Origin of the sequence: Sphingomonas sp. SORGH_AS_0789 (genome assembly GCF_031453055.1) — a bacterium.
Classification (GTDB): domain Bacteria; phylum Pseudomonadota; class Alphaproteobacteria; order Sphingomonadales; family Sphingomonadaceae; genus Sphingomonas.
Genome location: NZ_JAVIYV010000001.1, coordinates 1,044,337 through 1,058,384, shown reverse-complemented (window position 1 = coordinate 1,058,384; position 14,048 = coordinate 1,044,337). Strand labels below are relative to the sequence as shown.

General features: G+C 66.5%; 8 protein-coding genes. 7 read left to right on the top strand and 1 reads right to left on the bottom strand.

The window, feature by feature from the left end; translation table 11 throughout:
• Positions 1–104 precede the first annotated feature (104 nt).
• Positions 105–3,176, top strand: coding sequence for a TonB-dependent receptor domain-containing protein (locus QE360_RS04845; protein ID WP_309699725.1), 3,072 nt, complete (start codon positions 105–107; stop codon positions 3,174–3,176).
• Positions 3,177–3,315: 139 nt separating this feature from the next.
• On the top strand, positions 3,316–4,056 hold the full coding sequence (locus QE360_RS04840) for a 2OG-Fe(II) oxygenase family protein (protein WP_309699722.1): 741 nt from the start codon (positions 3,316–3,318) through the stop codon (positions 4,054–4,056).
• Between the two features lie 50 nt (positions 4,057–4,106).
• Here the strand turns inward: QE360_RS04840 and clpB are convergent, their stop codons facing one another.
• Entirely contained in the window at positions 4,107–6,686 is a 2,580-nt protein-coding gene (gene clpB / locus QE360_RS04835) for an ATP-dependent chaperone ClpB (protein WP_309699720.1), read from the bottom strand.
• A 213-nt stretch (positions 6,687–6,899) separates the two neighbouring features.
• Between clpB and QE360_RS04830 the strand changes: the two genes are divergently transcribed.
• The 5 genes from QE360_RS04830 (at position 6,900) to QE360_RS04810 (ending at position 14,045) form a co-directional block, all read left to right on the top strand.
• Complete coding sequence (locus QE360_RS04830; protein ID WP_309699717.1) at positions 6,900–9,755, top strand: pitrilysin family protein; 2,856 nt, start codon at positions 6,900–6,902, stop codon at positions 9,753–9,755.
• A 12-nt stretch (positions 9,756–9,767) separates the two neighbouring features.
• Complete coding sequence (locus QE360_RS04825) at positions 9,768–10,067, top strand: hypothetical protein (RefSeq protein ID WP_309699715.1); 300 nt, start codon at positions 9,768–9,770, stop codon at positions 10,065–10,067.
• Between the two features lie 257 nt (positions 10,068–10,324).
• Entirely contained in the window at positions 10,325–10,759 is a 435-nt protein-coding gene (locus QE360_RS04820) for a hypothetical protein (RefSeq protein ID WP_309699713.1), read from the top strand.
• 622 nt (positions 10,760–11,381) lie between these two features.
• Positions 11,382–13,187 carry a DUF885 family protein gene (locus tag QE360_RS04815; RefSeq protein ID WP_309699711.1) on the top strand — a complete coding sequence of 602 codons (1,806 nt, stop codon included), beginning with the start codon at positions 11,382–11,384 and terminating at the stop codon, positions 13,185–13,187.
• A 45-nt stretch (positions 13,188–13,232) separates the two neighbouring features.
• On the top strand, positions 13,233–14,045 hold the full coding sequence (locus tag QE360_RS04810; protein WP_309699709.1) for an energy transducer TonB: 813 nt from the start codon (positions 13,233–13,235) through the stop codon (positions 14,043–14,045).
• Positions 14,046–14,048 lie beyond the last annotated feature (3 nt).

The following is a 14,048-nucleotide window of genomic DNA, read 5'->3' as shown; positions in this document are numbered from 1 at the left end:
TCTCAATCAAGCAACATTCCATCACGAAACGCAATTTTTGTTTCACGAGGGTGGGGAGCCGCCGAGCCCAAGGCCGGACGGGTAAAACAAGAGGGGTAATAAACATGACCAATTCATGGATCGGTCAGCGCAAGCTTGGCTTGTTGGCGACCGTTGCGCCGCTGTCGATGCTGTTGGGCGCGCCCGCACTGGCGCAGACCGCGCCTGCCGCGAGCCAGAATGCCGAGAACAATGCGCAGGTCGCTCAGGGCGCCGAGCAGGCGAATGCGGGCACGAGCGGCGACATCGTCGTCACCGGCTCGATCATCCGCGGCGCCGATGTCGGCCCGTCGCCGGTGTCGACCATCACCGCCGAGAATCTCGACGTGCGCGGCATCAACACGGTGCAGGCCGGTATCCAGGCGCTGGCATCGAACAACGGCCCGGCGCTGACCAACTCATTCACCGCCAATGGCGCGTTCGCGACCGGCGCGTCGTCGGTGTCGCTACGTGGCCTGTCGACCAACTCGACGCTGGTGCTGTTCGACGGCCTGCGCGCCGCCTATTACCCGCTGTCGGATGACGGCACGCGCAACTTCGTCGATCTGAACACCATCCCCGACGACATTGTCGACCGCGTCGAAGTGCTGCGCGACGGCGCTTCGTCGAGCTATGGTGCCGACGCGATCGCGGGCGTGGTGAACATCATCACCAAGCGTTCGGTGAAGGGTATCATGGGCCGCGCCGAAGCCGGCATCTCCGAGCGTGGATACAACGCCAACCAGCGCCTGTCGCTGACCGCCGGCACCGGCGACCTCGATGAGCAGGGCTATAACGCCTATATCAGCGGCTTCTATTACCGCTCGGAAGGCGTGAGGGCGCGTCAGCTGCCCGCACCGTATAATTCGAGCGACGAGCGCGGCATCTGCTCCAGCCGCACCGGCACGCTGGTCTGCGGCCCCAACAACATCGCCAACGGCCTGGATCAGAACAACCAGTACACCAACGGCTTCGCGATCAACACGCCGAACTTCTATGTTCGTCCGGCGGATGCGACCAACACCACCGCGCTCGGCCGCTATCAGCTGCTGAACCCGTCGGCGGGCTGTCTGACCGGCAACCCGTACAACCCGACCGCGGCCGAACTCGCGCTGCCCGCCAACGCGACCGCACCGGGCACCGTCTGCCAGGTCGACGGCCAGAATCGATACGGCAATATCACCCCGGACATCGAGCGTATCGGCGGTTCGGCGCGCTTCACCGCCAAGATCGGTGACACGTCGGAAGCCTATCTGCAGGTCAATTTCCAGCAGGCGACGACCAGCTATACCGGCACCCCCACGGTGATCCGCGCCAATGCGCCGGCCGGTATCCTGTTCCCGCAATATTCGACGTCGCAGAACGCCACGCCCTCGATCGATCCCAACTCGTCGATCCTGGCGCTGCCGATCTATATCTGCCCGCGCTCGACCGTCGGCGCGTGCAACGCGACCAACGGCACGCTGAACCCGAATAACCCGTTCGCGGCCCAGGGCCAGGTCGCGCGTCTGGTCGGCCAACTGCCGGGCAGCTTTGAATCGACCCAGACCCGCAGCCGCGTCTATCGCGCCGCCTTCGGCATCCACGGCACGATCTTCGACGATGTCGACTATCGTTTCGATGCGACCGCGATGCACACCGATCTGCGTCTCGAGCAGAACGGCTATGTCTACATCCAGCACCTGCTCGATGTGATCAAGGACGGCAGCTACAACTTCGTCAATCCGGGCCTGAACAGCCAGGCGACGCTGAACTATCTGACGCCGACCAACATCACCAACGACAGCTCGGACCTGCTGCAGGCGCAGTTCACCCTGGGCAAGGCGATCATGGCATTGCCGGGCGGCGACCTGCGCGTCGCGGTCGGTGGCTCGATCTTCTACGAAGCGATCGACGCGCCCAGCGCCAATTCGGACGAGAACGGCCCGACCCAGCGCTATTTCCGCCTGAACGCGTTCGGCACCCAGGGCAATCGTACCGTCTCGTCGGCCTTCTACGAGGTCAATGCGCCGGTGTTCGACCAGCTGACGCTCAACGCCTCGGGTCGTTATGACCATTATTCGAGCGGCCAGAGCGCCTTCTCGCCCAAGTTCGGCGCGATCTTCAAGCCGATCCGCCAGGTCTCGCTGCGTGGCACCTACTCGCGCGGCTTCCGCATCCCCTCGTTCGGCGAGGCGAATGCGCTGCCCACCACGGGTTACGTGACCCAGCAGCTGACGAGCATCCCGGCGGCGTTCCTGCGCCAGTACAGCATCAATCCGGGCGCCAACCAGATCTGCTCGGCCCAGACGCCGCAATTCTGCTCGTCCTACATCACCAGCTACTCGATCGGGCAGACGACGCTGGCCTCGCAGAATCTCGACCCTGAAAAGTCGCGCAGCTTCACCGCGGGCATCAAGGTCGATCCGGTGCGCGGCCTGTCGCTGACCGTCGACTATTACAACATCCGCAAGACCGGGGCGATCACCACCCCCGACCTGTCGCCTGCCATCGCCGCTTATTATGCGGGCGGCGCGATCCCGTCCGGGTTCCAGGTCATCCCGGATGCCGTCGACGTCAACAACCCGACCGCCACGCCGAAGATCGCCTTCGTCCGTTCGCAGCTGATCAACGCCCAGACCATCAAGTCCGAGGGCATCGATTTCGGCATGAACGGCTTCTACGACTTCGGCACGTTCCGCTGGAACACCAACCTGAATGCCAGCCTGATCCTGGAGCTGAGCACGACGGTGAACGGCGTGCGGCAGACCTATGTCGACACGCTGGGCAACTTCAACCTGACGGCGGGTTCGGGCACGTTCGAGTGGAAGGGCAACTGGGTCAACACCTTCGACTTCGGCAACTTCGCCTTCACGGGTACGGTCAACTACACCTCGGGCTATGACCTGTCGGCCATGGACCAGGGCGATGCGTACAAGGATTGCGGCCAGGCACCGGCCTATTTCGGCTGCCGCGTGAAGAGCTACATCACGGCGGATGCGAACGCGTCGTTCAAGGTCAACGACAAGTTCACCTTCTACGTGAACGTCCTGAACGTGTTCAACCGCCTGCCTCCGATCGATCCGGTCACGTATGGCGCGTATCTGTACAACGCGGTGCAGGGCGGCGACGGCATCTTCGGCCGTCAGTTCCGCGCCGGCGCCAAGTTCAACTTCTAACCCCAGGGTTCGCTTCGGCGAGCCCTACTCGGGGGCGGTTCCTTCGGGAGCCGCCCCCAATTTTGTGGAGCGGACAAGCGCGACCGGCCGCGCATGTTAAGGGTTGCTGGCGGGTGGCGGATCGCCGAACAATAACGGCATGAACCTGCCCCCGCTTCACCTCAATCCATCCCTCGACCCGGATCGTCTGGCCGGGGATTTCGCGCGTGACCGCCGGGTGCGGATTCCCGATATCCTGACCGATGAATGCGCGGGCTGGTGGTACGATCATCTGCGTCAGCGCACCGATTGGCGGCAGGTGGTGAACAGCGGCGACCGGATATTCGAACTGGATCGTACGACGCGCGAAGGGATGAGCGCCGCGCAGCGACAGGCGCTGGACGATGCCGTCTATGCGGGCGCCCGAACCGGGTTCCAATATCGCTATGAGACGATCCGCACGCCCGATGGCACCGCCGCTCGCGAGGCGAGCGACGATCCGCTGACGGCCTTTGGTCGCTGGATGTCCGAAGGGGCCGTGTCCGACCTCTTGCGCAGGATCGTGGGCGACCCTGCCGTCGCCATGGCCGATACGCAGGCGACCGCCTATGCGCCGGGGGACTTCCTGACCGGCCATGACGATGGCATGGCGGGCAAGAACAGGGTGGCGGCCTATGTCCTGGGCCTGACGCCGGCATGGCGATGCGAGTGGGGCGGCCTGCTGCTGTTCCACCCGACACAGGCGGATGGGGATGCGGCGGAAGCCTGGGTGCCCCGATTCAACACGCTCAACATCTTCGCGGTGCCGCAACCGCATAGCGTGTCGGAAGTGACCCGCGCCGCGCCCTATCGTCGTTATGCGATCACGGGCTGGCTGCGACGCGGGCCGATTCCGGCCTGATCGGGCAGGGCGGGCGAAGCCGGGCATATCATCCCGGCTTCGCATGGACATCACCCCACCGACAACGCCAGTTTGCCGTCGCCTTCGTCCACGGTGACGGTCGCGCCGTCCTTCACATGCCCGCGCAGGATTTCCTCGGCCAGCGGGTCCTGGAGGTGCCGCTGGACCGCGCGGCGCAAGGGGCGTGCGCCATAGACCGGGTCGTAGCCCACCCGGCCCAGCCATTCGCGCGCGGCGTCGGTCAGGTGCAGGGTGATCTTGCGATCGCTGAGCAATTTGGCGACGCGGCCGACCTGGATGTCGACGATCGGGCCCATATGGCTCTGGCCCAGCCGGTGGAACAGGATGATCTCGTCCAGCCGGTTGAGGAATTCCGGGCGGAAATGCGCGCGGACGATCTCCATCACCTGCGGCTCGACGCTTTCGACGCTCTGCCCGTCCTCGACATTGGCCAGATACTGGCTGCCCAGGTTGGAGGTCAGGATGATCAGCGTGTTCGAGAAGTCGACCGTCCGCCCCTGGCCATCGGTCAGGCGACCGTCGTCCAGCACCTGGAGCAGCACGTTGAACACGTCGCCATGCGCCTTCTCCACCTCGTCGAACAGCACGACCTGATAGGGCCGCCGCCGCACCGCCTCGGTCAGCACGCCGCCTTCCTCATAGCCGACATAGCCGGGAGGGGCGCCGATCAGCCGCGCGACGCTGTGCTTCTCCATGAACTCGCTCATGTCGAGGCGCACCATCGCGGAGGGATCGTCGAACAGGAATTCGGCCAGCGCCTTGGTCAGCTCGGTCTTGCCGACGCCCGTGGGCCCCAGGAACAGGAAGCTGCCCAGCGGCCGGTTCGGGTCCTGTAGCCCGGCGCGCGCCCGGCGGACGGCGGTGGAGACGGCGCGGACCGCATCCTCCTGGCCGATCACGCGCGCACCGATCACCTCCTCCATGCGGAGCAGCTTTTCGCGTTCGCCCTGCATCATCCGGTCGACCGGCACCCCGGTCCAGCGGCTGACCACGCCCGCAATATCGTCGGCGGTGACTTCCTCGCGCAGCATCGCGCCCTCGGTCGCGGACTGGGCTTCGGCAAGCTGCTTCTCCAGCTGCGGGATGCGGCCATAGGACAGCTCGCCCGCCCGCGCGAGGTCGCCGCTACGCTGCGCCTGGTCGAGTTCGATCCGCGCCTGGTCGAGCTGTTCCTTGAGCTTCGCCTCGCCCGCGATCTTGTCCTTCTCGGCCTGCCAGCGCTGGGTCAGCGCGTGCGACTGTTCCTCCAGATTGGCGAGTTCCTCCTCCAGATGGCCGAGCCGGTCGATGCTGGCGGCGTCGCTCTCGCGGCGCAGCCCCTCGCGCTCGATCTTCAGGCGCAGGATGCGGCGGTCGAGCGTCTCGATCTCCTCGGGCTTGGACTCCACCTCCATGCGGATGCGGCTGGCGGCCTCGTCCATCAGGTCGATCGCCTTGTCGGGCAGGAAGCGGTCGGTGATGTAGCGGTTGGACAGCGTCGCCGCCGCCACCAACGCGCCGTCGGTGATACGCACGCCGTGATGGAGTTCATATTTCTCCTTCAGGCCACGCAGGATCGAGATGGTGTCCTCGACCGTGGGCTCGCCGACGAAGACCGGCTGGAACCGCCGCTGGAGCGCGGGATCCTTCTCGACGTACTTGCGATATTCGTCGAGCGTGGTCGCGCCGACACAGTGCAGCTCGCCGCGCGCCAGAGCGGGCTTGAGCAGGTTGGAGGCGTCCATCGCCCCGTCGCCCTTGCCCGCGCCGATCAGCGTGTGCATCTCATCGATGAACAGGATGATGTCGCCCTCGGCGGCCTTCACCTCGTCCAGCACGCCCTTCAGCCGCTCCTCGAACTCGCCGCGATATTTGGCACCCGCGATCAGCGCGCCCATGTCGAGCGCCATGAGCCTGCGGTCCTTGAGCGTATCCGGCACGTCGCCGTTCGCGATGCGCAGCGCCAGCCCTTCCGCGATCGCGGTCTTGCCGACGCCGGGTTCGCCGATCAGCGCGGGGTTGTTCTTGGTCCGGCGCGCCAGGATCTGGATGGTGCGGCGGATTTCCTCGTCGCGGCCGATCACGGGGTCGAGCTTGCCGTCGCGCGCCACTTGGGTGAGGTCGCGGGCGAATTTCTTCAGCGCGTCATAACGGTCCTCGGCGCCCGCCGTGTCGGCGGTGCGGCCCTGGCGCAGCTGTTCGATCGCGCCGTTCAGTCCTTGCGGATTGACCCCGCCCGCCGCCAGCGCCTTGCCCGCCGCCGTGGTGGAGGCGAGCGCCAGCGCGAGCAGCAGCCGCTCGACGGTGACGAAGCTGTCGCCCGCCTTTTGCGCGACCTGCTCGGCCTGGTCGAGCACGCGCACCAGGTCATTGTCGAGGCCGGGCGACGACTGCGCCCCCGAGCCGGAGACGGCCGGAATACGGCTGAGCGCCGCATCGGTCTCGCGCTCGACGCGCTTGGCGTCGCCGCCCGCCGCCTGGATCAGACCGGCAGCCATGCCCTGATCGTCCTCGATCAGCGCCTTGAGGAGATGTTCGGGGGCGATACGCTGATGGTTGTTGCGGATCGCCACGGTCTGCGCGGCTTGCAAAAAGCCTTTTGCGCGGTCGGTGAATTTTTCGAGGTTCATCTGGGGTTCCTGTCGCTTTCCAGGTCAGATGGTGTTGCAAATTGGCAACACAAGGGGTGGGCGCACGATGCTGTCCGCAAGATGGGATGGCCGTTTCGATTGCGAAAGGGTGGCAAGCGGGATGCGGCGAAATCACTGTGTCGGACCGGGATTGCGGTCCGTCGCGCGCCCGCTATGCTCGACCCCTTACTGAGTGGGGAGACTCAAAAGATCATGCGTATCAAGTCCGTGGCGCTGACCGGCGCCGCCGCCCTCGCGTTCGTCCTGCCGGGCCAGGCCGTTTTTGCACAGACCGCGGTCAAGGCCGCCGCCACCGCGAAGCCCGCGCCCGTATCGACCCTCGTGAAGGCGGTCGACATCCCCTATCAAACCTTCACCCTGAAGAACGGCCTGCGCGTCGTCGTCCATACCGACCGCAAGGCGCCCGTCGTCGCGGTCAGCGTCTGGTATGACGTCGGCTCGAAGCACGAGCCCAAGGGCAAGACCGGCTTTGCGCATCTGTTCGAGCATCTGATGTTCAACGGGTCGGAGAATGCGCCGGGCGATTTCTTCGCGCCGCTTAAGTCGGTGGGCGCGACCGACTATAACGGCACCACCTATTTCGACCGGACAAATTATTTCGAGACGGTGCCGACCGCCGCGCTCGACCGCGCGCTGTTCCTGGAATCGGACCGCATGGGCTATCTGCTCGGCGCGGTGACGCAAAGCGTGCTCGACGAGCAGCGCGGCGTCGTCCAGAACGAGAAGCGCCAGGGCGACAACCAGCCTTACGGCCTGACCCAGTACAAGATCCTGGAGGGGCTGTTCCCTGCGGGTCATCCCTATGCCCATACCACGATCGGCTCGATGACCGATCTCGACGCCGCGACGCTCGACACGGTGAAGGACTGGTTCCGGCAGCATTACGGCCCCAACAACGCCGTGCTGGTGCTGGCGGGCGATATCGACGTCGCCACCGCCAAGCCGTTGGTGGAAAAATATTTCGGCGCGATCCAGCCGGGCCCCAAGAGCGTCCTGCCGACCGTCGCCATCCCGACCCTGCCCGCCCCCGTCAACGAGGTGATGAAGGACCGCGTGGCGGCGGTCATGATCAGCCGCAACTGGGCGGTGCCGGGGCTGAACGATCCCGAAAGCGCGCCGCTGGTGGTCGCGGGGTCGATCCTGGGCGGGCTGGCCTCGTCGCGGCTCGACAATATCCTGGTCAAGCAGGAGAAGCTGGCGGTGCAGGTGTCGGCCAGCGACCGTCCCTTCGCACAGGTCGGCATGTTCAACATGACCGCGATCGTCCGCCCCGGCGTCGATCCGGCGCTGGTCGACAAGCGGATGCAGGAGATCCTGGCCGACTTCCTGAAGAACGGCCCGACCGCCGACGAGGTGCGGCGCGCGGTGACCCGGTTCGTGTCGGGCCGTGTCGAGGGGCTGGAATCGGTCGGCGGCTTCGGCGGCAAGGCGGTGGCACTGGCCGAGGGGGCGCTCTACTCCAACGATCCGGGCAAATATAAGAAGCAGTTGCTGGCGATCGCGGCGCAGACGCCCGCGACCGTCAAGGCGGCGGCCGACAAATGGCTGTCGCGCCCGGCCTATACGCTGACCGTCGTGCCCGGCGCGCGCGACGCCTATGAGGAGGCCAAGGTGCCGCCGCGCGCCGATGTGCCCGCCGCGCCCGACCAGCCCGTCAAGGGGACGCGCGGCAGCCTGCCCGAAGTCGGCGAGGTCAAGCCGCTGAGCTTCCCGGCGGTCGAGCGCAGCCGCCTGGCGAACGGGATCGAGCTGATCTACGCGCAGCGGACCGCCGTGCCGGTGACCCAGATCGCGATGTCGTTCGACGCCGGGATCGCCGCCGACGTGCCCGGCAAGCTGGGGACGCAGCGCCTGGTCCAGTCGATGCTGGACGAGGGCACCACCCACCGCAACACGATCGCGATCGCCGAGGAGCAGGAGCGGCTGGGCGCCTCGATCGGGTCGAGCGCGTCGAACGACCGCACGGTCGTCGGCCTCGACGTGCCGAGCGCCAATCTGGCGCCCGCGCTCGACCTCTATGCCGATATCGTCCGCAACCCCGCTTTCCCCGATGCCGAACTGGCGCGGGTCAAGGCGCAGACGCTGGCGGGCATCAAGCAGGAGCTGACCAGCCCGCAGGGGCTGGCGAGCCGTGTCCTGCCGCCGCTCGTCTATGGGCCGACCAGCCCCTATGCCAAGGCGCAGGGCGCGGGCGATCCGCGGGCGGTGGCGGCGCTGACCCGCGCCGACCTGATCGCGTTCCAGCAGGCGTGGCTGCGGCCCGACAAGGCGAAGATCTTCGTCACCTCCGACCGTCCGCTGGCCGAGGTGAAGGCGGCGCTCGACCGGGTGCTGGGCGACTGGCGCGGCACGGGCGCGGCGGGGGTCAAGAACTTCGCGGCGGGGCAGCCCTCGGCACCCAGGATCGTGCTGGTCAACCGGCCCGACAGCCCGCAGTCGATGATCCTGGCGGGCGCGCCGACGGGGCTGAAGGGCATCGACAATCTGCTGGTGCAGAACACCGCCAACGATGCGCTGGGCGGCAGCTTCCTCAGCCGGATCAACACCGATATCCGCGAGAACAAGCACTGGTCCTATGGCGTGCGCGGCGGGTTCCAGACCTCGGAATTCGCGGCGCCCTATGTCATGTCGGCGCCGGTGCAGGCGGACAAGACCGGCCCGTCGATCGACGCGCTGCGCACCGACGTCACCGAATTCCTGACCACCAAGCCGATGGACCAGGTGGAGTTCGACCGCGCGATCACCGGGGCGATCCGATCGCTGTCGGGCAGCTTCGAGACGTCGGGCGCGGTGCTGTCGGCGATGCAGGCCAACGACCTGTTCCGCCGTCCCGACGATTATTATGCGACGATCACCCGGCGGTATCAGGCGATGACGCTGCCCGAGCTGAACAAGTCGATCGAGGCGGCGTTGAACCCCAGGCAATTCATCTGGGTCGTGGTCGGCGATGCCAAGACGGTCAAGCCGCAGCTCGATACGCTGGGCCTGCCGGTCGAGGTGGTCGAGGCGGCCGATGTGGCGGGGCCCGCCCCCGCCGCCGGACAATAAGGGAGAGCGAATATGGCCGACATCGACGGCACCTGGAACTGCACCGTCAAATCGCCGCTGGGCGACCAGGAGATGACCCTGACCGTCGCCACCGAGGGTGATCGCTTCACCGGCTCGGGCGGTGGCCAGATGGGGGCGATGGATATCGAGGGAAGCGTGTCGGGCAACACGATCCACTGGAAGATGTCGATCTCCTCGCCCATGCCGATGACGCTGGACTGCGAAGCGACCGCCGATGGCGACGCGCTGACCGGATCGGTCGGCGCGGGCGCGTTCGGCAGCTTCCCGCTGTCGGGCACGCGCGCGGGGTGATTTCCACGCCTTGAGCGGGGGAAGGGCGGTGCGTCGCGGGACGGGCCGCCCTTTTTCTTTGGGGGGTTTCCCTTGGCCTTCGACTTCGCTCAGGCTGAACGGCTGTAGGGGAAAGCCCCGCACCCGACCGCCGTTCAGGCTGAGCGAAGCCGAAGCCCATGTGCAAACATCTTGTGTGATTGCGGTCCCGCCGCAAGCGGGAAACGGCTCTGCGGCATTCCGCTTGCGGACGTTCGCTGGACCGCTAACATCGCGCCATGGCTAAAGTCGCTGACCTAATTCCTGAATTGAAAAGGTGGAACGAAGGCACCGGCATTTCGCCTGAAGATTGGATATACATCGAAGGGCGAGCCGACCACGCGCTTGGCTTCTGCGCCCTTTTCTGGCCGGATTTTGTGCAAATAGACGATTACGTGTTGCGCGCCCCACTCGATGTTGATCGGTTAAGAGGTTGGGAAAGCACCGGGCATTCTAAGCAGCAGGTTGAGGCGGCTATGAACGCCTTCCTATTTGATTACATGTTCCCAGATGATGTCGCCCCAGTCGAACTGAAGAGCGCTCAACTCAACCGCCTGGCCACTATTATGTCCAATATGCTCGTTGCGAAGCTGAAGAGCGAATTTCCGGATCGCAACTTTTGCGCTTTCGTACTGGAAGGAGCCGATTTTGGGCTGTCATTCTATCAGGTGTGACGTCCATTTTTCGGCAAGTGAAGGCTATTTGGGAGAGCAGGCGATGCAAAGCGCGACCAAGCGGGACGCCTGACCGGACGATACTACAATTGGGCTGCCGAGGTTCGCGCTTGTGTCCGAGGTCGGCGCTGGGCCGCCTCACCATGGGTCGTTCGATGGCTGATCGAGGGCTGCTATCTACCTTGGACCGGCTCTGGTGGCACTCTGGTTACAGCGCAGTCGCCTCGACCTCGTTCTCTCGGGTTGCCCCCGCCTCGCGGCGGAGCTGGTAAAGGTGGAGCGGAGAGCGGCCCGCGCGATGAGCATCGGCCTCACCATAGCGCGCTGCTCGAACCGCCCCGACGCTATCCGGCCCGAGAGTTTCAGTCCGAAGGCGCGGAGCGTGCCGCGTACTTCGTTTTCAATGTCGCCGTACTTGACCAGCAGGGTCTTGCGGTTGGCCAGCAGCATGCGCAACTCCTGGCCGAACGGGGCTCTTGATGTGGACCGGCCGATACCAGCCGGCCCGGATCACGGTGCGCGTCGAAGAGTGTGAACCGCAATCACCCTACCCGCCCCATAACCGCTTCAATTCCCGCCAAATCCCGTTACGCTGCCCATCGAAAACCAAAAGGGGGCAAGCATGATCGACCGGCGGCATTTCCTGGGGGGCACGGCGGCGCTGGCCGTGGCGGCGGGCAGCGAGGGGGTTCTGGCCCAGACCAGCGCATCCGCCCGCCTGACCGCGCTGTTCGACACGCTGGTCCAGGAACAGCTCCGCCGCAGTCCGGAGGGCGCGACCAGCCTCGGCCTCGACACCGGTACCAATGCCGATCTGCGGGGGCGTCTGTCCGACCAGTCCCCCGCCGGGATCGCGGCGGCGAAGGCGGCGACGAAGGCCGATCTGGCCCGGCTCCAGGCGATCGACCCCGCCACCTTGTCGCCCGAGGAGCGGATCGACCTGGAATCGGTCCTCTATACCCGGCGCTCGGCGGAAGCGGTGCAGGCGTTCGATTTCGGCGGCTATTCCTATGGCCCCAGCCCCTATGTCGTGTCGCAGCTGTCGGGCGCCTATCAGTCGGTTCCCGACTTTCTCGACACCAAGCACAAGATCGCCAATGCGGGCGATGCCGATGCCTATCTGATGCGGCTGCGTGCCTTCGGGCAGCAGATGGACGCGCAGACCGACCGGATGCGCCACGATGCGGGGCAGGGGGTGGTGCCGCCCGACTTCATCCTCGACCTCGCGATCGAACAGATGGGCAAGACCCGCCAGCCCGCGAGCGAGGCGCTGGTCGTCCGGTCGCTCGCGCGCCGCGCCGCCGACAAGGGGCTGGGCGACCGCCATGCGCAGGCGGCCGCGAAAATCTATGAGGCGGAGGTGCTGCCCGCGCTGGATCGCCAGCTCGCCTATGCCAAGGCGTTGCGCGCCAAGGCGACGCATGATGCGGGCGTGTGGAAACTGCGCGAGGGGGCGGCCTATTATCCGGTCGCGCTCAAGGCCAATACGACGACCAGCTTCTCGCCCGACGAGGTCCATCGCTTCGGCCGCGACCAGGCGGCGATGCTGTCCGCCCGGCTCGACGCGCTGCTGAAGAAGCAGGGCTTCACCAAGGGCACGGTGGGGCAGCGCATGGCCGCGCTCTACAAGAATCCCGACCAGCTCTATCCCAATACCGACGAGGGCAAGCGCGCCGCCATCGCCTATTGCAACGCGCGGCTGGATGCGATCCGGACGCGCCTGCCGCAGGTGTTCGAACGCATGCCGCCCTATGGCTTCGAGGTGCGCCGTGTGCCCCCGCAGACCGAGGCGGGCGCGGCGGCGGCCTTTGCGCAGGGGCCCGCCATCGACGGATCGCGCCCCGGCCTGGTCTATTTCAACCTGAAGGACAGCGCCGACTGGCCCAAATTCTGCCTGGCGACGACCGTCTATCACGAAGGGTTGCCGGGGCATCAGATGGAGGGCGGGCTGGCGCTGTCCAACACGCGGCTGCCGCTGATCCGCAAGATCAACGGCTTTTCGGGCTATGGCGAGGGCTGGGCGCTCTATGCCGAGCAGCTGGCGGACGAGATCGGCATGTATGATGACGATCCGCTGGGGCAGCTGGGCTATCTGAAGTTCCTGCTGTTCCGCGCCAATCGCTGCGTGGTCGATACCGGGCTGCATCACCTGCGCTGGACCCGCGAACAGGCGATCCGCCATTTCGTCGAGGCCGAGGGCGAGGCGGAGGGGTTCGCGACGCGCGAGGTCGAGCGTTACTGCGTCAATCCCGGCCAGGCGGCGAGCTACAAGCTGGGCCATTCGGTCTTTGTCGACATTCGCGAGTCCGCCCGGAAGCAGCAGGGCGCGCGGTTCGACCTGAAGGCGTTCCACACCGCCGTGCTGCGCCACGGCCGCGTGCCGCTCGACGTGCTGCGCCGGATCGGTGAGGACTGGGCGCGGACTTGACGTCGATCAGCGTCGCGGTGATCCTCCGTCCGGGAGAATAGCGCGATGCAGGACAGCGTTTCGGTCCGGCGGGATCATGGGCGGCGATCGGTGGCGGTCGTCGCCACGGTCGCGGTCCATGCCGCGATCCTGGCGCTGCTGATCTGGGGGCAGCCCCGGCATCGCCTGATCGACGACCCGGCCCGGCCGGTGCTGACGCTGTTCGACGTGCCCCGCCCGCCGGAGCCTCCGCCCGTCCCCGTGCCGCCGCCGCCGGTCGCACCCGCCCCGGTCAAGCGCGAGAGCATGGTGCCGCGTCCGACCGCCGGGGGCGGATCGCCACGCCCGGCGCCCGCGCGCCCAGCCCGACAGGCCGCTCCGGCGGCGGTTGCGCCTGCCCGGTTCGACATGGTCGACCTGCCCGCCCCGGCGGCGGGATTGGCGGCCGAGCCGGCCTTGCGCGTCGGGACGGCGATTTCGGATGGGCTGGGGACGGGAATCGCCAGCGGGCGCGGGACGGGCGGCGAGGGGCGCGGCACCGGCAATGGACGCGGCGACGGCGATGGTCCGGGCGAAGGACGGCTCCGCTACGCGCTTGCCGAATGGATCGAGAAGCCGCCGCAGGAGCTGATCGACAAAGCCTTTCCCAAAATGGCTTGGGCGGGCGGGGTCAGCGGTATCGCGGTGCTGCTATGCGATGTGCCTAGGCCGGGAACGCCCAAAAGCTGTTCGATCGCGGCGGAGCGTCCCAAGGGGCGTGGTTTCGGCGCGGCGGCATTGGGGCTCTACCGGCAATTCCGGATCCGGCCGGTGATGAAGGGCGATCAGGTCTATCAGCCGCAGGTGCTGGTGCCCGTGACCTTCACCGTCCGGCGATAGCGT

Bases quoted from the DNA above. Each gene is read 5' to 3' on its own strand.
- QE360_RS04820 (WP_309699713.1), top strand. From the start codon at position 10,325: ATGGCTAAAGTCGCTGACCTAATTCCTGAATTGAAAAGGTGGAACGAA.
- QE360_RS04830 (WP_309699717.1), top strand. From the start codon at position 6,900: ATGCGTATCAAGTCCGTGGCGCTGACCGGCGCCGCCGCCCTCGCGTTC.
- QE360_RS04815 (WP_309699711.1), top strand. From the start codon at position 11,382: ATGATCGACCGGCGGCATTTCCTGGGGGGCACGGCGGCGCTGGCCGTG.
- QE360_RS04840 (WP_309699722.1), top strand. From the start codon at position 3,316: ATGAACCTGCCCCCGCTTCACCTCAATCCATCCCTCGACCCGGATCGT.
- clpB (WP_309699720.1), bottom strand. From the start codon at position 6,686: ATGAACCTCGAAAAATTCACCGACCGCGCAAAAGGCTTTTTGCAAGCC.
- QE360_RS04825 (WP_309699715.1), top strand. From the start codon at position 9,768: ATGGCCGACATCGACGGCACCTGGAACTGCACCGTCAAATCGCCGCTG.
- QE360_RS04845 (WP_309699725.1), top strand. From the start codon at position 105: ATGACCAATTCATGGATCGGTCAGCGCAAGCTTGGCTTGTTGGCGACC.
- QE360_RS04810 (WP_309699709.1), top strand. From the start codon at position 13,233: ATGCAGGACAGCGTTTCGGTCCGGCGGGATCATGGGCGGCGATCGGTG.